Source organism: Acinetobacter sp. SFB (assembly GCF_001647545.1).
Classification (GTDB): Bacteria; Pseudomonadota; Gammaproteobacteria; order Pseudomonadales; family Moraxellaceae; genus Acinetobacter.
The window spans coordinates 146,381-169,397 of sequence record NZ_LSZH01000013.1; the positions used below are offsets into that span (position 1 = coordinate 146,381).

The window sequence follows — 23,017 nt, forward strand, 5'->3', positions numbered from 1 at the left end:
AAGTCATCATTTTTTGTGCTCAGACTTTGAGCAATGTTCCATAATTGCAACATAGAATTCCTCCTTATTTACTTGGTTTATTAGCAAAGATCACTCACAATACTCATATTATTCACCATGTGAGAACTTTATGACTGATGCATTGAGCTTGAGAGACGTATCTAAAACTTACCGAAATGGTTTTCAAGCATTGAAAGGTATCAACTTAACTGTACCTGAAGGTGAGTTTTATGCACTCCTCGGACCCAATGGCGCAGGTAAATCGACCACCATCAGCATCATTAGTTCACTTACAAAAAAAACATCAGGTACTGTTGAAATTTTTGGCCATAATCTGGACACGCATCCTTCAGAAGCCAAGCAATGCTTAGGCGTTGTACCGCAAGAATTCAACTTTGGTCAATTTGAAAAAACCTTTGACATTTTAGTGACTCAAGCCGGTTATTACGGCATTCCAAAAAAAATTGCGGAACAACGGGCTGAGCAATACTTAGAAAAACTTGGTCTTTGGGATAAACGTGCCATTCAAGGACGTATGCTTTCTGGCGGGATGAAACGCCGTCTAATGATTGCCCGTGCCATGATGCATCAACCTAAACTGCTTATTCTGGATGAACCGACTGCGGGTGTAGACATTGAATTACGCCGTTCAATGTGGGACTTCCTCACCGAAATGAATGAAAATGGCACCTCTATTATTCTGACCACGCATTATTTAGAAGAAGCAGAAATGTTGTGTCGTCGCATCGCCATTATTGACCGTGGTGTGATTAAAGAAGACACCAGTATGAAATCTTTCCTCAATCAGCTCAGTGAAGAATCCTTTATTTTTGATTTGGTCGAACCGATTGAACCCGTCAATATTGAAATTATTGGTGTGCGTTTTAATTTAATCGATCCGGTCACTTTAGAAGTCACCATGGACAAAGCACATACCGTGAATGAATTGTTCCAGCTTATGGAAGCGCAAGGCATTCAAGTGCGTAGTATGCGTAATAAATCGAATCGCTTAGAAGAACTGTTTGTGAAAATGGTCGAAAAAAATCTTGATGGAGCAGCGCAATGAACTTTAATCAACTCAGTGTTGCGCTCTATACCTTAGTGCATAAAGAAGTGCGTCGTTTTATGCGCATCTGGCCGCAAACCCTGTTACCTCCGGCCATTACCATGAGTTTGTACTTCGTGATTTTTGGTAATTTGGTCGGATCTCGGATTGGCCAAATGGGCGGCTTTAGCTATATGCAGTTTATTGTGCCCGGCCTGATTATGATGGCCGTGATTACCAATAGCTATGCCAACGTATCTTCCAGTTTCTTTAGTGCAAAATTCCAAAAAAGTATTGAAGAACTGATCATGAGTCCTGTGCCGCTGCATATGATTCTTTGGGGCTATGTGATTGGTGGTGTGTGTCGTGGCGTCTTGGTCGGCATTCTGGTGACTGCCATGAGCATGTTCTTTACTGACTTATATATCACCAACTGGTTTGTGACCATATATACAGTTTTGATTACCTCGTTGTTGTTTTCACTCGGTGGTCTGATTAATGCAGTCTATGCGAAATCTTTTGATGATATTTCGATTATCCCCACTTTCGTATTGACTCCACTCACCTATTTAGGTGGTGTATTCTATGCCATTAGTGCTTTAAGCCCATTTTGGCAAAATCTCTCTTTAATTAACCCGATCGTATATATGGTCAATGCTTTCCGTTTCGGCATTTTAGGTCATAGTGATGTCAATGTTTCACTTTCATTAAGCATCATCACCTTATGTTGTGTGGCACTTTACGGCGTAGCTTACTATTTACTTTCTCGTGGTTCAGGAATGCGTGAATAATGAGTGTAGAACATTCTCCCTTAGGTAAAGACACCAATTATCCGACAGAATATCAACCCGCTATTCTGTTTCCAATTGCACGCGCTCAAGCCCGTGAAAAATATGCCCATGTTGAAGGCATTCAGCAAGGTCAAGACTGGTGGCATGTTTTTGAAATTTCTTGGTTAAATGCAGCAGGCATTCCACAGGTTGCAATTGGTCGTATGAGCTTACCGGCATCATCGCCAAACCTGATCGAATCAAAATCGTTAAAGCTCTACTTTAATAGTATGAACTTTACCAAATTCGATTCAAAAGATAGTTTTATTGCCACGGTTGAAAAAGATTTATCCGCAGCGGCAGGTGCACCCATCAGCCTGACTTTATTCCAGGCAGATGATCTGGATATTTCTAAACCTGAAGGGATTTGTATTGATGATTTAAGCCCTGAACGCTTAGAGAATCACCCAGATGCGACTTTATTAAAATTAGATCCAGAAAATACTGACGAACTCGAAATTCAACTGTATTCACATTTACTTCGCAGTAACTGCCCGGTCACTGGCCAGCCCGACTGGGGCACAGTTTTTATTCGATATCAGGGTAAAAAACCTTGTTATCGCAGTATTTTAGCTTATATTATTTCTTACCGTCAGCATAATGGTTTCCATGAACAATGTGTGGAACAGATGTTTGCCGATATTTGGCAAAACCTTAAGCCAGAAAAGCTGATGGTCTATGCAACTTATACACGTCGTGGTGGATTAGACATCAACCCTTGCCGTGTATCGGATGCGACATGGATGCCTCGCCCCATTCGTTTGGCGCGACAATAAAATAAAGAACATTGAGGTTTTTTAACATGCCATTTTTTGGATTTATTCCTTCTGCAGAATTATTAAGCAGTATTCAAACCGCTCAGGAAAAGAAAAATTCCAGCGAACCGCTTTACCCTTTACGCGACAAGACCGCATTGCTGATTAATGAAGAGATCATTGATGGTATTTTGACTGAGCTGGTGCGTCGTTTTCCAGCCAGTGATAAGCGCGATACTGCTGAAAAACTGGCGGGTTATATCAAATCTACTGTTGCTGTCTTATTGAAACAGTTGATGGGTAAATCTTCAAATGATGTGGTTAAGCAATCGATTGAGTTTTCTGAAAAAAGCTTATTTAAAGATGCGGAAGGCAACTTGCGTGTAGGCGAGCATTTAGATGCCAGTTTGGTGACCAACCTCAAACACAGTTATGCCGAAATTAAAGCGGGTAATGACATCAATAAGGCGGCGCTGACTGAATCGTATAAGCAATTTGCTGAAGCGACCGTGCGTCATTTTATGAATGACTTTAACAAGACCCTCGATTTAGGCATGATTAAGCGTAAGGCAGCGGATATTGGCTCTGCTGCGGTGATTAAAGCCGTGCATATTGCAGTGGATAAAATTATTCCAAATTTGAATAAAGCTGAGCTTCTGGCACTTGCGGAATACCACGACACCTTATTTCATGCTTAAGCATTCTAAACTATCTAAAACCTGGCGATTGCTGGGTTTTTTTTATGACAAAATTTTGCTATCAAAGCATCATTAAACAAAGAATAAACGATACGGCCTTCATGGATGATTGATCTGAATCCATTTTTAAAACTTTACTTTATCTTAGATTGATTGCAGAAACAGGACATTTATCAGTTTTAGATTCCTGCATTTTTATGAAAAATTTTTCTATATGGAGTGATGAGGGTAGCTAAATTCTATCAAAGCTTATTCTCTGCACTATTCTTATTCCGACCTAAAATATTATCCTTATCACCTTTATAGCAGTGATAATTAATAAAAGGTTAAATAAATAATTTTTTGTTTAGTAAAGCTATTTTCTGATTTTTAAATAATAGACAGAAGGCTATAGGTGCACACTCGTTTTTGCCTTTATGAAAGCTTTTTTATAGAGCTGAAACACAAGGCAATCGGGAAACATTATTTTATTTCATCGTTAAATATCAGATGATTTGATGGCAACAAGTATTCGTCTAATCGGACAACATATTCTGATGCATTTCCAATCATATACTGTTTAAGAAAGCTCAATCACGGCTAAATTTATTACGCTAAATCTCGATAGACCTTATCATTGCAATTGATTCCAAACATCAGAACTGATTCGCTCAAGTAATCAGGCTGATTTTTATTTTTGTCCTTTTATCTCTAACCGCAAAATATAGCCATCAGAACTGGTCTTATATACGTAAAATTATATGTAGAACCACGATCTTTGTCTTTTTTTGTATATGTAATTGTTGTTGTAGCCTCAGTCAATGCTATCTTAACCATTTGAAAAATTCCGTTACCTTTCACGGGATGGATTTTCAATCCTTATATTTGTAATAGCGGCTTTTAGCGTCGTGATGTCAATTCACACACTGATTATGTTTTTGGAACTTTGAGTAATATGTTAAGTATCAACTTTTATAACAAAATTAAACGTCTTCCTTTACTTCTCGGTGCACTTTCTATCACCAGTTTCTGTCAGGCCAATGATTTCTACAATCTTCCTGCATATAACAGCTTTAAACAAAAAACCATGCAGACCTATGGCTTAAGTGCAGAGCAAGTTGATTGGGCTATGAATGGCTCAAAAAACCTCCCTAATATTATTAATATCATGAATCGCCCAGGCGAAAGTAAGCCTTGGTACGAATATAAAACCAACTTTATGGCTGAAAGCACCATCCAACGCGGAGTACGCTTTAAAAATCAATATGCCGACACTTTAAACCGTGCCGAACAACAGTTTGGTGTGCCTCAATCAGTAATTTTAGGTATTCTAGGTGTAGAAACGGGGTTCGGTGCAAATAAAGGTAATTTTGTCACTCGTGATGCATTGGCAACCTTAGGTTTTGGTTATGAGCGACGAGCACAATATTTTCAAGATGAACTCTCTGCACTGATTGCATGGTCATATAAAGATGGCATTCCCACCAATTCAGTGAAGGGCTCTTATGCAGGGGCAATCGGCTACCCTCAATTTATGCCAAGTAACATCCCTAAATTAGGCGTTGACTATGATGCTGATGGGCATATTGACCTTAGAAATTCAGCGGTAGATGCGATTGGCTCGATTGCCAATTATTTGTCTCAACATGGCTGGCAGCGCAATCAACCTATCGGCTTTGCAGCACGCTATACAGGAAGTAATCCGGAATCGATTATCGCGAAAAACTTGGAACAACCCACTCCTTATGGAGTGTTAAAGAATCAAGGTGTTACGCCAACAAATCCGATTGTGAAAATAGACGATCTAGATATGGTGAATATTATTCAGCTTCAAGAGAGTTATGCGCCAATTTATTATATAACTTATCCAAATTTTCAAGTGATTACGACCTATAACAAGAGCCGTATGTATGCCACTGCGGTATGGCAATTAGGCACCGAAATTGCCAGCCGTTAAGGCTGTTTTTTACCAAAAATAACAAAAGTCAAGGTTTTTTTATGCAAAATGGCGCACAAAACAGGCATTATAAACATACTGTTACAATATTGATTATTTTTTAACCGAAAAACGTTCTATTTCTGTCCTTTTTGTAATATTTTCAGTTAAAGAGTAGACAGCTTTAGCATGGCATGAATATTATCCATCTCGTCAAATGTAGTTGCAAAAGAGAATTAACAGACTGGATTGCTTATATTTCAAGTTTTTAAATGAAATTAAGTCAATGGTCTTTAGGAGTTTAATAATGCATTCATCGGTTAAATATATTTTAGCTTTAACGACCACTTTTGCCCTGAGTCAGTCTCAAGCGGAATTGGTTCAGACATCATTCAATACAGATAATGACAACTCTCGCTTAGCTACGCGTGTACTTAATAAAGACGCTCAAAAGTTCAATTCACACTTCTCAAATTTAAATAGTCTTTCAATCACTGAGCGTTCTGGCGATAAAATCCGTCGTCAAACCATTGCAGCAAAAATTGAAATTCCTGAAGACGAGCCTTCAGTGATTGAAAAACTAAACACTGTTGCATCGAATACAGTTCGTAAATTTAGCCAAACAGGTGCTGCATCTTGGTACGGTCGCCAGTTTCATGGTCGTAAAACAGCAAGTGGTGAAACATTCGATATGAATGGTCTGACTGCAGCTCACCGTAGCCTGCCGTTGAACTGCTATATTCGCGTAACCAATAAAACCAATGGCAAGAGTGTTGTGGTAAAAGTAAATGATCGTGGTCCATTCCATGGCAACCGAGTTCTAGACCTGTCTTATGGTGCTGCGAAACAGTTAGGTATTACCAATGCAGGTACTGCAAAAGTAAATATTGAACGTGTTGATGGTCCAAATTCATAAGATGATGCTTGCCTCCTAATACATTTGACTTAAAAGCCACGTAATGTGGCTTTTTTAATGCCTGAAAAAACTTTGTTTTAAGCCTGCTCTTGGTGTTTAATAAATACAGCGTATTAATAATGATAAGAGTCGAGGATGAATATATTACCGAAACCCCAAAAGCGCCATACATCTCACTTGATCGCCAAATGCATCATTTCGGCAATCCCCCTCACTTTGCTTGCTGCATGCTCAAACTTACCTACAGCACAACATGAACCGATTCAAGAAAAAGCGTCTAATACTCTCTTGGTTTATGGTGGTCCCATTTTGACCATGGAAGGAATGCAACCGACCTATGTCGAAGCCTTACTGATTCAAGCAGGTCATATCCAGTTCAGTGGAAAACTTCAACAAGCACGTAAAATTGCCCCACACGCGCAGCAACTTAATTTAGAACAGCGTACCGTCATCCCAGGTATCATCGATGCACATAGCCATGTCAACAGTGTCGGCTTACAACAAACGGTTGCGAATCTTTATCCCCCTCCAGATGGAGCAGTGAGCGATATCCACACGCTAATTGCTGCCATGAAAAGCTGGCAGCAGCAAAACCCCGAATTTTTTCAGACATCCGGCTGGATTATGGGCAACGGTTATGATGATGCTCAACTCAAAGAGAAACGCCATCCTACAGCAACAGAACTGGATCAGATCTCTAAGGATCATCCCGTCTTGATTCTGCATCAATCTGGCCATCTAGCATCGGTAAATCATAAGGCTTTAGAAATACTCAACATCAATGCAAAAACACCCAATCCGTCTGGTGGCGTGATTCGTCGGATGAACGACTCCATGGAGCCAAATGGTGTGCTTGAAGAAAGTGCTGTTTTTAGTGCCATGATGCAAGCTTTTAAAAATGTCCCACTCAATATTATGGAGAAAATGGCGCTTCTGGCCATTCAGACCTATATCCAAAATGGCTACACAACTGTTCAGGAAGGTCGTGCGGATGCAGGAACAAGTGAATTATGGCGAAACTTAGCCAAACAAGGAAAATTATCGATTGATTTGGTGGCTTACCCCGACATCAATAACGAAAAACAATACATGCTTAAACATGGCACGAGTCGCAACTATGATCACCATTTTCGCATCGGGGGCGTTAAAATCAGTCTGGATGGATCGCCTCAGGGTAAAACGGCATGGCTGACTCAACCCTATTTAATTCCACCAGAAGGCAAAGCTAAAAACTATTCAGGCTATCCTGCCTTTCCTGACAATAAAATTTTGCAGGACGCAATCAATCTAGCATTTGAACATCATTGGCAAATCTTGGCTCATGCCAATGGTGATGCTGCAATTGACCAATATTTAAATGATATTGAAACTGCAACCCAGCACTATCCAAAATTAGACCGACGCAATGTCATTATTCATGCGCAAACCATGCGTGAAGATCAGCTAGATAAAGCTAAATCTCTTGAACTCATTCCATCTTTCTTTTCATTACATACCTATTATTGGGGTGACTGGCACAGAGATGAAACACTGGGGGTCGATCGGGCAAATCGTATTTCACCGACAGGCTCTGCGTTACGCAAAGGAATTTTGTTTACCGAACATCATGATGCTCCGGTTATTCCACCTCATAGCATGATGACACTGGATAGCACGGTAAACCGCGTTACACGCAGTGGCAAAATACTGGGTGCTGAACAACGGGTTAGTCCTTATATTGCCTTAAAGTCGCTCACCGACTGGGCGGCTTACCAATATTTTGAAGAAAACAGCAAAGGAACTCTAACGAAAGGGAAACTGGCTGATTTTGTAATCCTGAGTGACAACCCTCTGACTGTTCCGAACAAAAAAATTAAAGATATAAAAATACTCGCAACTTACAAGGAAGGTCAGCAGATTTATCAAAATCCCAGCTTTAAAAATATAGAACTTAAATCTCCGTGATACACCTGCTATACGGTTTTAGATTGAACCGTCTATTCTGTTTACTTAAAGTGAACGAGGCTGAGCTACCGACTCTTTTGACCCCTCTCTCGTTCTGGTTTATATTTAATTTGAATAAAAATAAGTCTGTGGAACTTAATTCCTGCTGGAGTGGAGAATGAAAACAATAACCGAATGGCTAGATGAATACAGTGACAGCCATCAAGACAAAACCAACAAAGCCATTCATTGGGTGTGTGTGCCTGCAATCCTTTTTTCAATCATTGGAATTCTTGCTCATTTCAGTGCGTTACTTACCGCCCTGATATTAGTGTTAACTTTTATTTTTTATGCGCGCCTTGATCTGGTACTTGCTGTGGCAATGGCAGCCCTATTGATTGTTATGGCATGGCTTATTTTCATTTTACCTGTGGGTACCGGATTTTATAGCACAATTTTCGTTTTGGCCTGGATTGGACAGTTTTATGGGCACAAAGTCGAAGGTAAAAAGCCTTCTTTCCTTAAAGATCTCCAATTCCTCCTCATTGGCCCGGTATGGTGTATGGATGCCTATCTAGGTAAATTGATACCCAAATGGGAAAAACGCCAAAAATCGCAAATGAGGGTGATTTAGACACCTTCATCATTTTAGCCTTTCGAAGAACCCTTATTGATAGGTTCTTCCTTTATACTTTAACCAACCATTAGTATGATTTTTTTGTGGATCATGATGAGTCCAGTGAATTACCCCACCTTGATCACTGTACTCATATTCACCATAAAATTGCACAATTTCACCCTTTTTCAAGTCATCCAAGCGTGGGCTTAAGTCGATATTATGAGCCACCAATACCGTTTGCCCATTCCCCAATTCCAAAATAAATTTTTGATGCCGTAAACCCTCATTATCATCATGCAAAACAGCTTTCACTCGCCCACTTGATTGAACTTGAATATCACTTTTTTGTTCTCGAAATGCCTGTTGAATTTTTCGATCATCATTTTGCGTGGGTAAAATTACTGGTTTCGATTTTATCGATGCTGGCTGATGTTCTGTTTTCGATAAAATTTCAGTTTGTGATTTTGAATTATCCTGAGTTTGATTTGAAGTATTTTGCTGTTCTTGTAAATCAATTCCAAAATATGCGGCAGTTAATACAATAATAACTGCGCCAATTCCCAAATTGGTTTTATTTGCCATTCGTTTTTTCTGCATCAAATTTAGCTTGAGATTATAGCCTACAAATCCACCTATCCACGAAATCCGCGAAGACAATGCATCGCTTTTATGTTCTCAAAAACTAAAACACTTTCTGTGCTTTTAAAATCCTTAATTCCACTCCAAATAACTTAAAAAATTCATGGATTTAGTAAAAATTTTCTGTTAAAACAAAGAAAATAAATCTTGATAAAAATAACCAATATATCAAAGGATAATAAAATGACGTTCAGCACAAACAATCTAAGTAAAGTTTATTGGAGTATTTTGCTAATTGGCTTAACCCTTATTTTGCTTTCCATCGACGCTCCTGGAGGAAAAAGTGTCTTTGCAATTATTTATGTGGTTCTGATTGCCTTGGCAATTCGATCGTTTAGCTACAAGGTGAATGTAACAGGTCGGAAAATTACTACCCGCACCTTGTTTACAGAAAATTCCATTTCCATCCGGCCTGAATCACGAATCTATATTCGTAAAAATATTGCTTCATTATTCTTCCTGTATCGCCATTATGACTATAAAATCAAAATTATTAACCCGAAAGAAAAGCTAAACATTAATGCCAATGTAAATGATGCGGATGCTTTATTTGAACTCATTGCTCAACTTGAACAAAAAATTATTTTTCCTGTGAGTTGGGAACATTTTTCAACTCAGAAAAAACTAAGATTAGACCAGGACTTAACTATTCACCCTCAAGGTATTACCTATAAAGACAAGGATTATCTTTATAGGTCGCTATCAAATATTGAGCTGGAACAAGGTTATTTTAGATTAAAAGCTGAAGGAAAAATGTGGGAAACTACAGTTTTAGCATTACCCATTTCCCAAATCCCCAACTTGACCACTTTTATGTTGTTAGTCCACCATGATTTAGAACCCCAAGCGGAAGTTTCCTAAAATACTGCCTGCTTAAATGTATAAAATATTTTCCCCTCTCAGCAGGATAGTTAAAGCGATGAACGGTTATAGATATATGCAACAGCCCCTAGGGCCAGACCTAAACCAATCAAGATCGTAAACCAAATCCCGCTTGTTTCTGCATGATCCACAGTACAAGTCGAAGGTTCATTCAACAAATATTTAATTTTAATTACGGGATTATGTTGTAATTGATTAATGGTCGACTCGCTGACATTCCCATGACAGGTATAGGTTTGCCCTGTAATCGTTTGAAATGTCGGTGATATCTCATACCCCGTAGTGACCCCTCGCTTCGTGCGCTGAGTATACCCAGTAATTGGCTGGCTCATTACCTCAATGCCTCGTTCAGCTAACTTCGCTTGATCACTTCGCTCACTACACCCCGATAAGACTAGAAAAATACCTAAAATACATATGATTCCTGCAAAGAGTTTTTCTTTCATTATTTATACCTTTTGATATTTAATTGATTTTTTATATGATGTGTATTCAACTAAAGCATTTAACTGCTTATTTTTATTGGATAATTCTAATCAATTCATATGAAAAAATATACAGAGGGGCATAAAAAAAGCCCCAAATGGGGCTTTTTTCAAAACAATTTAACTTAAAAAATCAAGTTAATTTTATTGTGCAGCAGCTTGAGCAGCAGCAACTTCTTCAGCGAAGCTCATTTCTGCTTTCTTCTCAATACCTTCGCCTACTTCAAAGCGAACGAATTGAGTAACTGTAGTAGCAGTTGACTTAAGAACATCGGCAACTTTCTTGTCGTTGTCGATTACATACATTTGACGCTCAAGAACAACTTCGTTCAAGTATTTTTCAACTGAACCAGTTACCATTTTTTCAACGATATTCGCTGGTTTACCAGACTCTAATGCTTTCGCTTCAGCAATTTCTTTTTCTTTAGCGATAAGATCAGCAGATACGCCTTCAGCATTTACAGCAACCGGGTTGAACGCAGCAACGTGCATTGCAATACCTTTACCAGTCGCAGCATCACCAGTGTAAGACACAACAACACCGATTTTTAAACCATGTTTGTAAACTGCAAGGTTTTCGCCTTCAACAATTTTTGCACGACGTACTTGGATGTTTTCACCGATTTTTTGAACAAGAGCAATACGCGCTTCTTCAACAGTTTGGCCATCTTCAAGTTTTAATTCAGCAATTTTAGCAGCATCAGTTTCGTTTGCAGCAAGCGCAGCAGCAGCAACTTTAGCAGAGAAACCAGCAAAGTTTTCGTCTTTAGCAACGAAGTCAGTTTGGCAGTTTACTTCTAAAAGAAGCGCTTTATTGCCTTCTTGAGCAATCGTGATCGCGCCATCAGCAGCAATGTTACCTGCTTTTTTAGCAGCTTTTGCTTGACCTGATTTACGAAGGTTATCAATCGCTAATTCAACATCACCATTCGATTCTGTTAATGCTTTTTTGCATTCCATCATTGCAAGACCAGTACGGTCACGTAATTCTTTTACCATGCTCGCAGTAACTGCAGTCATGTTGTTCTCCTAAATACGGTAGAAAAATGAATCTGTTCAACAAAAACGGCCCAAAGTGTTCTCTGGGCCGTTCTGCTTTCTTGACGCTTAATTTGCCACCATTACATGGCGCAAAAATGACAAACCTGCGTCAAAACGCATTAAGCCTCTGGAGCTTCTTTAGCAACTTCTTCAACTTTAGCTTGAGCGTTTGCTTGTGATTGAGCGTACTCTTTACCAGCAAGAATCGCATCAGCCATAGCAGAAGCGTAAAGTGTAACGGCACGGATTGCATCGTCATTACCCGGAATAACGTAGTCTACGTTGTCTGGGTTAGAGTTTGTATCAACGATACCGATTACAGGAATACCAAGGTTTTTAGCTTCTTTAATCGCGATTGATTCGTGGTCAACGTCGATTACGAATAATGCGTCAGGTAAACCACCCATGTTTTTAACGCCGCCTAAAGCACGTTCAAGTTTTTCCATCTCGCGAGTACGCTCTAAAGCTTCACGTTTAGTAAGCTTAAGGAAAGTACCGTCTTGAGATTGAGTTTGAAGGTCTTTTAAACGGTTGATTGATTGACGAAGAGTTTTCCAGTTCGTCAACATACCACCTAACCAACGGTGATCAACATATGGTTGACCAGCGCGTTGCGCTTGTTCACGGATGATGTTAGATGCAGCACGTTTAGTACCAACGAACAATACTTTGTTCTTTTTGCTAGCAAGATTGTTAACAAAGTTCAAAGCATCATTTAACGCAGGAACAGTATGTTCAAGGTTGATGATGTGAATTTTGTTACGCGCACCAAAGATGTATTCACGCATCTTTGGATTCCAGAAACGAGTTTGGTGACCAAAGTGCGCGCCAGCTTGAAGAAGGTCGCGCATGCTTACGTTGTAATCTGCCATTTTCTTTACCTTAAAGTTTGGGTTAGGCCTCCATATATCCGCATTCTCCACTCTTTGCAGAGCACCCAGAGAAATGTGTCGATATATGTGCGGATTTTGTTGCCCCATCCAACAAAGCCCGTGAAATTTATTCACGAAAAAGCATTTGATAAAATGGGCGGCTATTTATACCATAGTCACATACAAATTTCCAAAAGTTTTTAGAGATCATGAACAGTACTTACCAAGCTCCACGTCGACTCATTAAAACCCCTGATGAAATTGAAAAAATGCGTGTGGCGGGACGACTGGCAGCAGAAATTCTGGATATGATCAAACCGCATATTGTTCCAGGTGTGACGACCCTTGAGCTTGATACGATTTGTCATGACTATATTGTCAACAAACAAGATGCCATTCCAGCTTGTTTAGGTTACGGTGCAGCGCCCGGTCGTCCTGCATTCCAGCATGTGATCTGTACATCTGTAAACCATGTGGTGTGCCACGGCATTCCATCTGACACCAAAGTATTAAAAAAAGGCGACATTTTAAATATTGATGTCACTGTCATTAAAGACGGTTACCACGGCGATACCAACATGATGTACATCGTCGGTGGTGAAACTTCTATTTTAGCTGACCGCCTGTGTAAAGTTGCTCAAGAAGCCATGTACCGCGGTATAGAAACGGTTAAACCGGGTTCAACCATTGGCGATATTGGTAATGCCATTCAAAAATATGTTGAATCTGAACGTTTTAGCGTTGTACGTGAATATTGTGGTCATGGTATTGGCACTGTATTCCATGACGAACCTCAAGTTCTTCATTACGGTCAACCGAATACCGGCATGATTCTGGAAGAAGGAATGACATTCACCATCGAACCTATGGTGAATGCGGGTGTTTGGCAAACTAAACTACTGGGTGATAAATGGACGGTAGTCACTAAAGATCATAAATTATCTGCACAATATGAACACACCCTTTTAGTAACCAAAACAGGTGTTGAGGTACTGACTGCACGTCCTGAAGAAGATTTATCCCGTTTCATGTAATTTTTATATTTAAATTGCATCTTAAAAAATGGCTACCTCAAGGTAGCCATTTTTATGTTTAAGCTTTTTTTTATTTCATCCAGTCACATTATTTAAGTTAAAGCTCTTTCCAAACATTCAATGTCTTGAGTTATTTTATCTTCTTGGATAAACCTAAAATCGTATCCATTAAAGCCAAAACGATTAAAACAATTATTCATAAAAATATATTTTTTACATATCGTCTATTTCTTGCACCCCTTTCTCCTGTCTTTTAGGCTAAGATAGTGTGCTTTTTTATTTTTTAATCCCTATAAGAAGGAATACTGCCGTGGACGTACGTCTCTCTGATCGTGTCAATGCCATCAAACCGTCCCCTACACTTGCTGTTACCAATAAGGCTGCTGAACTTAAAGCTGCTGGTAAAAACGTAATTGGTTTGGGCGCAGGTGAACCAGATTTTGATACCCCACAACACATCAAAGATGCAGCAATTACTGCGATCAACAACGGCTTTACAAAATATACCGCTGTTGACGGTACTCCAGGTCTTAAAAAAGCGATTATCGCGAAATTTAAACGTGACAATAATCTTGACTATGCAGCAAACCAAATTTTGGTTTCTTGCGGCGGCAAACAATCATTCTTTAACTTAGCACTTGCTTTGCTAAACAAAGGTGATGAAGTGATCATCCCTGCGCCATACTGGGTCAGCTATCCAGATATGGTGATCATCGCTGAAGGTGTTCCTGTTGTTGTTAAATGTGGCGAAGAACAACGTTTCAAAATCACTCCAGCTCAATTAGAAGCAGCAATCACTGATAAAACTCGTTTAGTTGTGCTTAATAGCCCATCTAACCCGACTGGCATGATCTACACTAAAGCTGAATTAGAAGCTTTGGCTGATGTTCTACGTAAATATCCTGAAGTTTATATTGCTTCTGATGATATGTACGAACCAATCCGTTGGGATGACGAGTTCTATAACATCGCAACTGTTGCTCCAGACCTGTATGACCGCACAATCGTTCTTAACGGTGTGTCTAAAGCCTATGCAATGACTGGCTGGCGTATTGGCTATGCAGCAGGTCCTGCTAAACTGATTGGCGCAATGAAAAAAATCCAGTCTCAATCCACTTCAAACCCAACTTCAATTTCGCAAGTTGCTGCTGAAGCTGCATTGAATGGTCCTCAAGACGTGCTTGAACCAATGATTGAAGCATTCAAACGTCGTCACGACCTAGTGATGGACGGCTTAAATGCAATCAACGGTATTTCTTGCCTTCCTGCTGATGGTGCATTCTATGCTTATGCAAACATCAAACCGTTAATTCGTGCAAAAGGTTTAAAATCTTGCACAGAATTCTCTGCATGGTTATTGGAAGAAACAGGCGTTGCTGTTGTTCCTGGTGATGCCTTTGGTCTTGGTGGCTTCATGCGTATTTCTTACGCAACTGCGGACGAAGTGCTTGTTGATGCGCTTGCTCGTATTAAGAAAGCGGCTGATTCAATTGAAGGCGTAGACGCTGCGATTGCTTCAATTGCTGCTGAAAAATAATCTGCCTTAAAAACAGATTTTAAAAAACCCGCGAAATTCGCGGGTTTTTTTATAAATTAAAAATCTAATTTTTATTTAAAAAATCATTATGTGTAGTTTCACAACTATTTTCTGATCAAACTCTGTTGTTGTTGCTACAACCTTTTCTATATTTTGAATCATACATAGAAATCTCGCCAAAACTCGTCAAAATTATTATTGATCCCTTTGATAAAATAATGCTACTACCTGCTCTTCTGTTCACTTTTTGGTTTATTTGTAAAACTATAAAATTTAGGTTTATGATCAATATAAATTTCTAAATCCAATTTAAAATCATCAGACTGTTTATTTAAAGCCAAGACACGAATACCACAATAGCTGTGATTTCGAGTACGCCAAAACGAAGTGCTACCAGACTGATCACAAAAACCCCGCTCTCCCCACGCCAAAGAAGGGTAAATCAATAAATTTTTCTTGTCAGTAAAGACCAAACTGTCCTGACTCGCATCAATAGTCATCATCATTCCGCTATTTTGTCTACGACACATCGAACAATGACATACGTGAACCTGATGATTCTGCGAACATGAAAAGTGGTTGAACCAGCTAAGCAGACCTTATATGTTTTTATCCATTTTTATTTTTCTTAAAGAATAACGTAGCGGCATCTTAATATTTTATACAAAAAAATTTTCTTACAATTTGTTTGCCTACCCTTTAAGTAAAGGCAGTTGAATAGTCCTTGACGAATTTTAAGCATCTGGTTAATTTGAATCCAAGTTCTTTTTTAGAACTTATCAATCCAAGAAAGGAAAATGAATAGAATGAATCCCAAAGAAATGACAGGACTACAACTGTTACAAGCCATGTGTACAGGAAAAATTCCAGCTGCAAGTATTAGTGAAACCATTCCTATGCAACCTTACGAAGTTTCAGAAGGAATAATTCATTTCACAGTAAAAGCAGATCATCGCCATTTAAACCCTTTAGGCGGCGTATACGGCGGTTTTGCAGCAACCGTACTGGATTCTGTCACTGGTTGTGCCGTACACAGCATGCTGGAAGCAGGCGTAGGTTATGGCACGATCGACTTAAATATAAAAATGTGCCGTCCTATCCCTCAGGATAAAGAGCTTCATGCCGTGGGTACAGTCATTAATCTCAGCAAAAACCTGGGTATTTCTGAAGGTAAAATTATCGATGAAGATGGCAAACTTTATGCGCATGCCACTGCGACTTGCATGATTATCCGTTAAGGTTAAATCCGGTCTTTAAAAAAGATAAGAAAAAGAGCTTAAGTCATTAATTAAGCTCTATAGTTTAATCAGGATTAGCTCGCTGATTTAAATGATTTCGTTAGCGCTGCAAAGTCGACTTCTGGGCGTGAAGTGCCTTTATAAATACATAAGTATTTAAACACGCTATCGAGTGATACAGCGAGTTTTTTGTGTTCCGATATTGACCAGACTTTAGAATTATTGCGTCCCGATAAAGCGCTGCCATTCAACTGATATAAATACAAATCATGATCACGTTGAAAAGCTTGCTTGCGACCCTTGGAATAACTGTCTAAAAGCAATTGGCAAGGCGAATTAATTAACCATTTATCGCTAAACCAAAGTTGCAATAAATCACCCAAATACAAGTTCTGAGTCCCGACAGGCCACACTTGGATATAAGCATCTTCTACCGCAGTTTGATACTGCTCGGGGTCTTGAATAATAGACAGGTAATTGTCTTGATAAAAAGATAAATTTGAAAAGATTTCGGCAATCGTAAGCATTCGCTTTCTCCTGTTTAGCCATTTTAGTGCTGGCAAGTTGGTTTAAATCCACACTGTCTGAACTTTCATTCAAACGCTCTGTTATGCATTTAATCTAACAAGCCGATTTTGGCTGTGCAAGTTTTTTTAACGTTTTTGATTTATTTGTCTAAATAAAAAGCATACAGCACAAAAATGAAGGAATCATGACACTTTTAGCTTGACCCCCCATAAAATCTCCTTATAATCGCAGGCAGATTCTCCAATAGCTCAGTCGGTAGAGCGACGGACTGTTAATCCGCAGGTCCCTGGTTCGAGCCCAGGTTGGAGAGCCAAATACGAAAAAGCCCGCAGCATTAAAGCGGGCTTTTTTTTGCCTGAATAATCTATAACTGTTTAAAACATTATAAAAACAATTATCCAAATTTTCTGTTTTCCCATTAAATCTATACGATCTATCTAAAACATCAAGTTACATTATTCATAGGTAGAAATGTTTTGAGATTTAAAAAATTTATTATTTAAGAATAGCCAGCTTTGAGTGGACTCCACATATATTTTGAGATCATTATTTAGACCTTTAAAAAAAAAGAAACATACTCTACGCAAAGGCATAAAAACTGAATTAATAAACTAAAGCATTCTGATTTCATCAACGGACTCTTAAACATTTTTTGATTTATAAAAGTTATCTAATGAGTAAGCAATAAATTAGCAACAAAAGAAAAAGCGCATCGAAATGCGCTTTTTCTTTCTTTATTCCATCTCAAAATTGGATGGCTATACATTCTTTATTGCTGAGGCAAAGGAATATATTGTGAATTATTATTCTGTGCTTTACGTTCAGCCACCACTACATCCACGGTTAAGGGTTTCTCACCTCGCACGACTTCAACTTTAATCGTGCTATTTGGAGCTTGCAATGCAACATAATTAATCAGGTGAGATGCTGAATTGATCGGTTCGCCATTCACTTGGATAATCTTGTCGCCTTTTTTAATTCCCGCTTTAGCTGCTGGGCCTTGAGGAAGTACATCTGCAACCACAACACCTGTGTGCTTAGGTTCAAGAATATTATCCTGTTGCACTGGCATCAAGCTGATTCCCAACCAACCACGAACCACACGACCATCTTTCAAAATTGAATTCAGGATTTGCTGACAAACTTTCGCAGGAATGGCAAAACCAATACCCAGTGAACCGCCCGATTGAGAGAAAATAGCTGTGTTCACACCAATCAAATTACCCGCCACATCAATCAGCGCACCACCCGAGTTACCTGGGTTAATCGCAGCATCTGTCTGAATGAAGTCTTCATAGGTATTGATGCCCAAATCTGAGCGATTGGTAGCAGAAATAATCCCTTGAGTCACGGTTTGCCCCACACCAAATGGATTACCAATGGCAAGGACTACATCACCCACTTCATTGCCACTCAGTTTAAACGGTAAAACCGGAAGCTTGTCTAATTCAATCTTGATTACGGCAAGATCAGAATCGGGATCTGTGCCAATAATTTTTGCTACAGCGCGACGCCCATCATTTAACCCAACCACAATTTGATCAGCCTGCGCAACCACATGGTTGTTGGTCAAGATATAACCGTCAGAACGCACAATAACCCCCGAGCCGAGGCTATTTTCATTTTGTTCCTGACCGAATTGATCCGGTGCTTGATCACCAAAAAATTCACGAAATGCAGGATCATTTAACAAAGGATGTTCAGCTTGATTCACTTTCTGGGTGGTAAAAATATTCACCACTGCAGGCGCAGCCACTTTAACCGCAGCATTATAAGAATCAATAGCGCCTGTTCGTGTGGTAGTGACTAACGACTCTACTTTTTCTACCGGCATTTTTACGCCATCAGCCGCAACAGGTGCTTTAGGCTGCTGGTATTGCTGCCATGCAAGAAAACCGAGCGTGACCAAAATGAGTAAAACCCAAGGTAACCATATAAATGTGCGGCGCACGTTACTTTCCTCTAATAATATTTTAATTCGTTGATGACTAAGTAATTTATGTGCCATTGTAAAATGAAATACAGCAGGAAACATAAAAATAGTGCAAGAGTTTTGTGATGCTTTAGTTACAATTCAAAATATGTTTTGATGATGTTAAATATTTAGGCTTTTGAGAAATTTATGGCAAAGCTCGACGAGATTATTCAGTGGTGTAACCAAACCCTGAAATCACATGAATTTAAAGACTATGCACCCAATGGTCTGCAAATTGAAGGTAAATCCGATGTTAATAAAATCTTGTGTGCAGTGACTGCATCACAAGATGCAATTGAAGCCGCGATTAAACAAGGGGCCGATTTGCTGCTGGTCCATCACGGCTATTTTTGGAAAGGCGAACCCTACCCGATTACCGGCATGCGCGGCAAACGCATAAAAAGTTTAATTCAACATGATATTTCATTGGCCGCTTATCACTTACCTTTAGATAGTCACCCTACTTTAGGTAACAATGCAGCGATTGCGGATCTTTTAGCATTAGAAAATATTGAAGCTTTAGATCCAAGCGAACGCAACCCGATTGGCAATATTGGTTATTTAAAACAACCCGTGTCTGCTGCAGAGTTTAAGTTATATGTGTCGCAGCGTTTAGATTTTAATGCCATCCATCTTGCTGCTGATAAAACATCAATCCAGAAAATCGGTTTCTGTAGCGGTGGAGCACAAGATTTTATTGGCAAAGCGGCTGAACAAAATTGTGATGCTTATATTTCAGGTGAAGTCAGTGAACGTACTTTTTATGAAGCCAAAGAATTGAACGTGCATTATTACGCTTGCGGGCATCATGCAACCGAACGTTATGGTGTACAACGTCTGGCAAAAGCTATTTCAGAACAGTTCGATATTGAGTATAGTTACCTTGAATTAAACAATCCGATTTAATTCAAATTTGACGGATTGACATTTTCTTTAAACGTATAAATTCAGGCTTTATTGTGTATTGTTATTTATAAGCAATGCGCAATTCAGGTCAAGAATCTATTACAATAAGGGCACTTAATGTCAAAACCCAGCAAAACGCAAGGAATTGAAAAATGACAACGATTACTTTACCGGCACTTCCATACGGTTATGAAGATCTTGCTCCACACATTAGCAAAGAAACTTTAGAATACCATCATGACAAACACCACAATACCTATGTTGTTAACCTTAACAACTTAATTAAAGGTACTGAGCTTGAAGGTAAAACTTTAGAAGAAATCATCAAAGCATCTGCGGGTGATGCTGCTAAAGTTGGCGTATTTAACAACGCTGCTCAAGTTTGGAACCATACATTCTACTGGAACTGTATGGCTAAAAACGGTGGTGGTAAAGCGACTGGCACTTTAGCTGCTAAAATTGATGAAGCTTTCGGCTCTTATGAAAAATTTGCTGAAGAATTTGCTGCTGCTGCAACAACTCAATTCGGTTCAGGTTGGGCTTGGTTGGTTGCTGACGAAGTAAATGGCAACCTTTCTATTCTTAAAACTGCAAATGCTGATACTCCACTTGCTCACGGTAAAGTGGCTGTGTTGACAATTGACGTTTGGGAACATGCTTATTACATCGACTACCGTAATGCACGTCCTGTTTACATCAAAACTTTCCTAGAAAGCTTGGTAAACTGGGATTACGCAAATGCTAAATATGCTGGCCAAGAAGCTGGTGTTGAAAAATAAGATTTAAAATAAATTTTATTTAGGCACAAAAAACCGCCCTTTATGGGTGGTTTTTTTATTTTTGGGGTATATCTGCATAATTATAAGGCAAATGATTCATTTGTTTATATTTACGTGTTGACGACTTAGCTTTTCATCCCTAAAATGCGCATCAGATTCTCCAATAGCTCAGTCGGTAGAGCGACGGACTGTTAATCCGCAGGTCCCTGGTTCGAGCCCAGGTTGGAGAGCCATCTATTCTTCCATAGCTCAGTTGGTAGAGCGACGGACTGTTAATCCGCAGGTCCCTGGTTCGAGCCCAGGTGGAAGAGCCAGATTCTAAAAAGCCCACTCATGATGCAGTGGGCTTTTTTTATTCACTAATTTTTATTTAAATCTTAGATTATTTCCTATCTATTTTTTTCGCTTATTAAAATTTAATCATGTTCATACAAATAAGAATATTTTAATAAATCCCATAAACGCAACAAGCTGAGTCCGCCCAAGCCGAGCTGATGTAATTGATCAACGAATATCGTAAAGCACAGCCCTTACAAAACAAAGAACATTATATAAACTTAATAAAATCACTTAAATAATCAGCAATAAGTTTGTTTTTAATACATTCAGTTCATTTTCCTGATTTTTTTAAGCCTAAGCCCTTGACCCCTTCAACTTAGATACATAGAATGCGTACCAGATTCTCCAATAGCTCAGTCGGTAGAGCGACGGACTGTTAATCCGCAGGTCCCTGGTTCGAGCCCAGGTTGGAGAGCCAAATTCTAAAAACCCACTCTACTTGAGTGGGTTTTTTCTTATCTGTAGATTCATATCGTGTTTAATTCTAGTTCATCCACCTTTCTTGTTATTGGTATTATTGCCAGTCTTGCATTGATCATTCTATATGGTCAGCAATACTTCAAAAGCAAAAAAAAGTTTTATCCGAAACGCGTCATTACCCCTTATGAATGCAGAATGTACGTTCGTTTAAAAGAAGCTTTCCCGCAATATCATGTTTTGGCACAAGTTGCCTTTAGTGCACTCATTACCAGTCATAATCTTAAAATTCGTAACCAGTTCAATCGCAAAGTCACCGACTTCGTTTTACTTAATGAATCGCTACAAGTTTTAGTGATTATTGAGCTAGATGACCCAACGCATCTATACAAAGTTGAAGAGGATAAATTTCGTGACCACATGCTGCATGAAGCGGGTTATCGTGTATTACGTTACACCGAGATTCCAAATGTCCGACAATTGCATAAAGACATTCTTTAACCCACCCTTTAGCAAGACTATTTCTCTATATCGCCAGACTACTAGCCCTAATGTCATCAGCATCAATGTTAGTCGACAGGATGAATAGAATACGAAATCATTTGCACAATGCCGTGTGACTCAAATCTAAGACTTTCTTTTTATCGCAAGTTGTTTGGTTACCCTGACATCTTAATCAAGCATAAAAAAGCCTCTACTCAATTATAGAATAGAGGCTTTTGATAAAACTCAGCTTTCAAATCAACTTAGCATTAAAGCAATGCAATAAAGATCCCGACAAAAATAATCAGTCCCACCCAACGGTTATGACGGAATGCCCAAAAGCAGAGTTGCGGATTTCTGTCCTTGGTTTTTGTCCACTGATAAATAAAATCAGCCATAACAATAAGCAAAGCCATTAATCCAAAAGGCACCAGTAAAGCTTCACGATACAAAACCGCACCGATCAGCAACACACTTGCTGCCTGTAATAGCGAAATGATTTCGATGTCATATTTTCCGAATAAAATCGCAGTTGATTTCACCCCAATTTTTAAATCATATTCGCGGTCAGTAATGGCATATTGCGTATCATAAGCTACTGTCCAAGCCAAGTTACCAAAGTATAAAAGCCAACAGGTCAGATCAGGTGTCTGCCCGACCGCGGTATATGCCATCGGAATAGACCATGAAAATGCCGCCCCTAAAAAAACCTGAGGCAAGTTGGTATAGCGTTTCATAAAAGGATATATAAAGGCCAATATCAACGCACCAAATGACCAGTAAAAGCTTTCTACGGGTAAAAAAAACAACAAGCAAGCACTTGCCGCAACGAGAATTATAAACACCCCGATGGCTTCTATTGGCTTAATGACTCCGGTCGCTAAAGGCCGGTCTTTGGTTCGGGCAACAGCGCCATCAACTTTACGGTCAGCAAAGTCGTTTATGGCACAACCTGCTGCCCGCATAAAAATCACACCCAAGATCATCAACAACAGTATTTTTAAGTCAGGGATGCCTTTTCCTGCAATCCACAATGCCCACATGGTCGGCCAAAACACCAGCTCTGTACCAATTGGCTTATCAAAACGACATAAATAGTAATACGCTGCTAAACGCTCACGCGCTGTAATTTGCTGTGCAGTAGCCATGACTGTCCCTTAA

23 protein-coding genes and 4 tRNA genes are annotated in these 23,017 nt (G+C 39.3%); 19 read left to right on the plus strand and 8 right to left on the minus strand.

What is annotated here, in order from left to right:
- Positions 1-130: 130 nt before the first annotated feature.
- The 8 genes from AY606_RS10100 to AY606_RS10135 all read left to right on the plus strand — a co-directional run bounded on the left by AY606_RS10100 (position 131) and on the right by AY606_RS10135 (position 8,716).
- Positions 131-1,066 carry an ABC transporter ATP-binding protein gene (locus tag AY606_RS10100; protein ID WP_067867824.1) on the plus strand — a complete coding sequence of 312 codons (936 nt, stop codon included), beginning with the start codon at positions 131-133 and terminating at the stop codon, positions 1,064-1,066.
- The gene (locus AY606_RS10105; RefSeq protein ID WP_067867827.1) at positions 1,063-1,836 is read left to right on the plus strand and encodes an ABC transporter permease; all 774 of its coding nucleotides are present in this window, start codon (positions 1,063-1,065) and stop codon (positions 1,834-1,836) included. The genes AY606_RS10100 and AY606_RS10105 overlap by 4 nt, the downstream gene beginning before the upstream one ends.
- Entirely contained in the window at positions 1,836-2,651 is an 816-nt protein-coding gene (queF, locus tag AY606_RS10110; protein WP_067867830.1) for an NADPH-dependent 7-cyano-7-deazaguanine reductase QueF, read from the plus strand. The genes AY606_RS10105 and queF overlap by 1 nt, the downstream gene beginning before the upstream one ends.
- 26 nt (positions 2,652-2,677) lie before the next feature.
- The gene (locus tag AY606_RS10115; RefSeq protein ID WP_067867833.1) at positions 2,678-3,328 is read left to right on the plus strand and encodes a hypothetical protein; all 651 of its coding nucleotides are present in this window, start codon (positions 2,678-2,680) and stop codon (positions 3,326-3,328) included.
- Positions 3,329-4,262: 934 nt separating this feature from the next.
- Positions 4,263-5,264: a lytic murein transglycosylase B gene (mltB, locus tag AY606_RS10120; RefSeq protein WP_067867836.1), complete on the plus strand. Its 1,002-nt coding sequence runs from the start codon at positions 4,263-4,265 to the stop codon at positions 5,262-5,264.
- A gap of 286 nt (positions 5,265-5,550) precedes the next feature.
- The gene (locus tag AY606_RS10125) at positions 5,551-6,159 is read left to right on the plus strand and encodes a septal ring lytic transglycosylase RlpA family protein (RefSeq protein ID WP_067867839.1); all 609 of its coding nucleotides are present in this window, start codon (positions 5,551-5,553) and stop codon (positions 6,157-6,159) included.
- Positions 6,160-6,294: 135 nt separating this feature from the next.
- A complete protein-coding gene (locus AY606_RS10130; protein ID WP_067867842.1) occupies positions 6,295-8,103 on the plus strand; it encodes an amidohydrolase in 1,809 nt (602 codons plus the stop codon).
- 157 nt (positions 8,104-8,260) lie between these two features.
- Positions 8,261-8,716, plus strand: coding sequence for an Mpo1 family 2-hydroxy fatty acid dioxygenase (locus AY606_RS10135; protein WP_067867846.1), 456 nt, complete (start codon positions 8,261-8,263; stop codon positions 8,714-8,716).
- Between the two features lie 33 nt (positions 8,717-8,749).
- On the opposite strand, the gene AY606_RS10140 is transcribed toward AY606_RS10135, so the two are convergent.
- Entirely contained in the window at positions 8,750-9,283 is a 534-nt protein-coding gene (locus AY606_RS10140; protein WP_067868400.1) for a DUF3465 domain-containing protein, read from the minus strand.
- A 240-nt stretch (positions 9,284-9,523) separates the two neighbouring features.
- Between AY606_RS10140 and AY606_RS10145 the strand changes: the two genes are divergently transcribed.
- Complete coding sequence (locus tag AY606_RS10145; protein ID WP_067867849.1) at positions 9,524-10,201, plus strand: DUF6585 family protein; 678 nt, start codon at positions 9,524-9,526, stop codon at positions 10,199-10,201.
- 50 nt (positions 10,202-10,251) lie between these two features.
- Here the strand turns inward: AY606_RS10145 and AY606_RS10150 are convergent, their stop codons facing one another.
- From AY606_RS10150 to rpsB, 3 genes are all read right to left on the minus strand, one after another.
- A complete protein-coding gene (locus tag AY606_RS10150) occupies positions 10,252-10,668 on the minus strand; it encodes a DUF3592 domain-containing protein (protein WP_067867852.1) in 417 nt (138 codons plus the stop codon).
- 183 nt (positions 10,669-10,851) lie between these two features.
- Positions 10,852-11,727 (minus strand): translation elongation factor Ts, encoded by an 876-nt coding sequence (tsf, locus tag AY606_RS10155; RefSeq protein WP_067867855.1) that lies wholly within the window; start codon positions 11,725-11,727, stop codon positions 10,852-10,854.
- Positions 11,728-11,867: 140 nt separating this feature from the next.
- Complete coding sequence (gene rpsB / locus AY606_RS10160) at positions 11,868-12,620, minus strand: 30S ribosomal protein S2 (protein ID WP_067867857.1); 753 nt, start codon at positions 12,618-12,620, stop codon at positions 11,868-11,870.
- Positions 12,621-12,829: 209 nt separating this feature from the next.
- Between rpsB and map the strand changes: the two genes are divergently transcribed.
- Together map and AY606_RS10170 are read left to right on the plus strand one after the other, a co-directional pair.
- Positions 12,830-13,654 (plus strand): type I methionyl aminopeptidase, encoded by an 825-nt coding sequence (gene map / locus AY606_RS10165; RefSeq protein WP_067867860.1) that lies wholly within the window; start codon positions 12,830-12,832, stop codon positions 13,652-13,654.
- Positions 13,655-13,964: 310 nt separating this feature from the next.
- Positions 13,965-15,191 carry a pyridoxal phosphate-dependent aminotransferase gene (locus AY606_RS10170; RefSeq protein ID WP_067867864.1) on the plus strand — a complete coding sequence of 409 codons (1,227 nt, stop codon included), beginning with the start codon at positions 13,965-13,967 and terminating at the stop codon, positions 15,189-15,191.
- 224 nt (positions 15,192-15,415) lie between these two features.
- On the opposite strand, the gene AY606_RS10175 is transcribed toward AY606_RS10170, so the two are convergent.
- Complete coding sequence (locus tag AY606_RS10175) at positions 15,416-15,721, minus strand: GFA family protein (protein WP_502692121.1); 306 nt, start codon at positions 15,719-15,721, stop codon at positions 15,416-15,418.
- A gap of 276 nt (positions 15,722-15,997) precedes the next feature.
- On the opposite strand from AY606_RS10175, the gene AY606_RS10180 reads away from it, so the two are divergent.
- Entirely contained in the window at positions 15,998-16,429 is a 432-nt protein-coding gene (locus AY606_RS10180; protein ID WP_067867867.1) for a PaaI family thioesterase, read from the plus strand.
- A 74-nt stretch (positions 16,430-16,503) separates the two neighbouring features.
- Here AY606_RS10180 and AY606_RS10185 read toward each other — a convergent pair whose 3' ends face one another.
- Positions 16,504-16,956, minus strand: coding sequence for a hypothetical protein (locus AY606_RS10185; protein ID WP_067867870.1), 453 nt, complete (start codon positions 16,954-16,956; stop codon positions 16,504-16,506).
- 238 nt (positions 16,957-17,194) lie between these two features.
- On the opposite strand from AY606_RS10185, the gene AY606_RS10190 reads away from it, so the two are divergent.
- A tRNA-Asn gene (locus tag AY606_RS10190) sits at positions 17,195-17,270 on the plus strand.
- 456 nt (positions 17,271-17,726) lie between these two features.
- On the opposite strand, the gene AY606_RS10195 is transcribed toward AY606_RS10190, so the two are convergent.
- Positions 17,727-18,908 carry a S1C family serine protease gene (locus AY606_RS10195; protein WP_067868403.1) on the minus strand — a complete coding sequence of 394 codons (1,182 nt, stop codon included), beginning with the start codon at positions 18,906-18,908 and terminating at the stop codon, positions 17,727-17,729.
- 171 nt (positions 18,909-19,079) lie between these two features.
- Here AY606_RS10195 and AY606_RS10200 point away from each other — a divergent pair, with 171 nt between their 5' ends.
- The 6 genes from AY606_RS10200 (at position 19,080) to AY606_RS10225 (ending at position 21,874) form a co-directional block, all read left to right on the plus strand.
- On the plus strand, positions 19,080-19,838 hold the full coding sequence (locus tag AY606_RS10200; RefSeq protein ID WP_067867872.1) for a Nif3-like dinuclear metal center hexameric protein: 759 nt from the start codon (positions 19,080-19,082) through the stop codon (positions 19,836-19,838).
- 152 nt (positions 19,839-19,990) lie between these two features.
- A complete protein-coding gene (sodB, locus tag AY606_RS10205) occupies positions 19,991-20,617 on the plus strand; it encodes a superoxide dismutase SodB (protein ID WP_067867875.1) in 627 nt (208 codons plus the stop codon).
- 157 nt (positions 20,618-20,774) lie between these two features.
- A tRNA-Asn gene (locus AY606_RS10210) sits at positions 20,775-20,850 on the plus strand.
- A 5-nt stretch (positions 20,851-20,855) separates the two neighbouring features.
- Positions 20,856-20,931, plus strand: a tRNA-Asn gene (locus tag AY606_RS10215).
- Positions 20,932-21,298: 367 nt separating this feature from the next.
- Positions 21,299-21,374, plus strand: a tRNA-Asn gene (locus tag AY606_RS10220).
- Positions 21,375-21,430: 56 nt separating this feature from the next.
- Complete coding sequence (locus AY606_RS10225) at positions 21,431-21,874, plus strand: DUF2726 domain-containing protein (protein WP_067867878.1); 444 nt, start codon at positions 21,431-21,433, stop codon at positions 21,872-21,874.
- A 251-nt stretch (positions 21,875-22,125) separates the two neighbouring features.
- Here AY606_RS10225 and ubiA read toward each other — a convergent pair whose 3' ends face one another.
- On the minus strand, positions 22,126-23,004 hold the full coding sequence (gene ubiA / locus AY606_RS10230; RefSeq protein ID WP_067867883.1) for a 4-hydroxybenzoate octaprenyltransferase: 879 nt from the start codon (positions 23,002-23,004) through the stop codon (positions 22,126-22,128).
- Positions 23,005-23,017 lie beyond the last annotated feature (13 nt).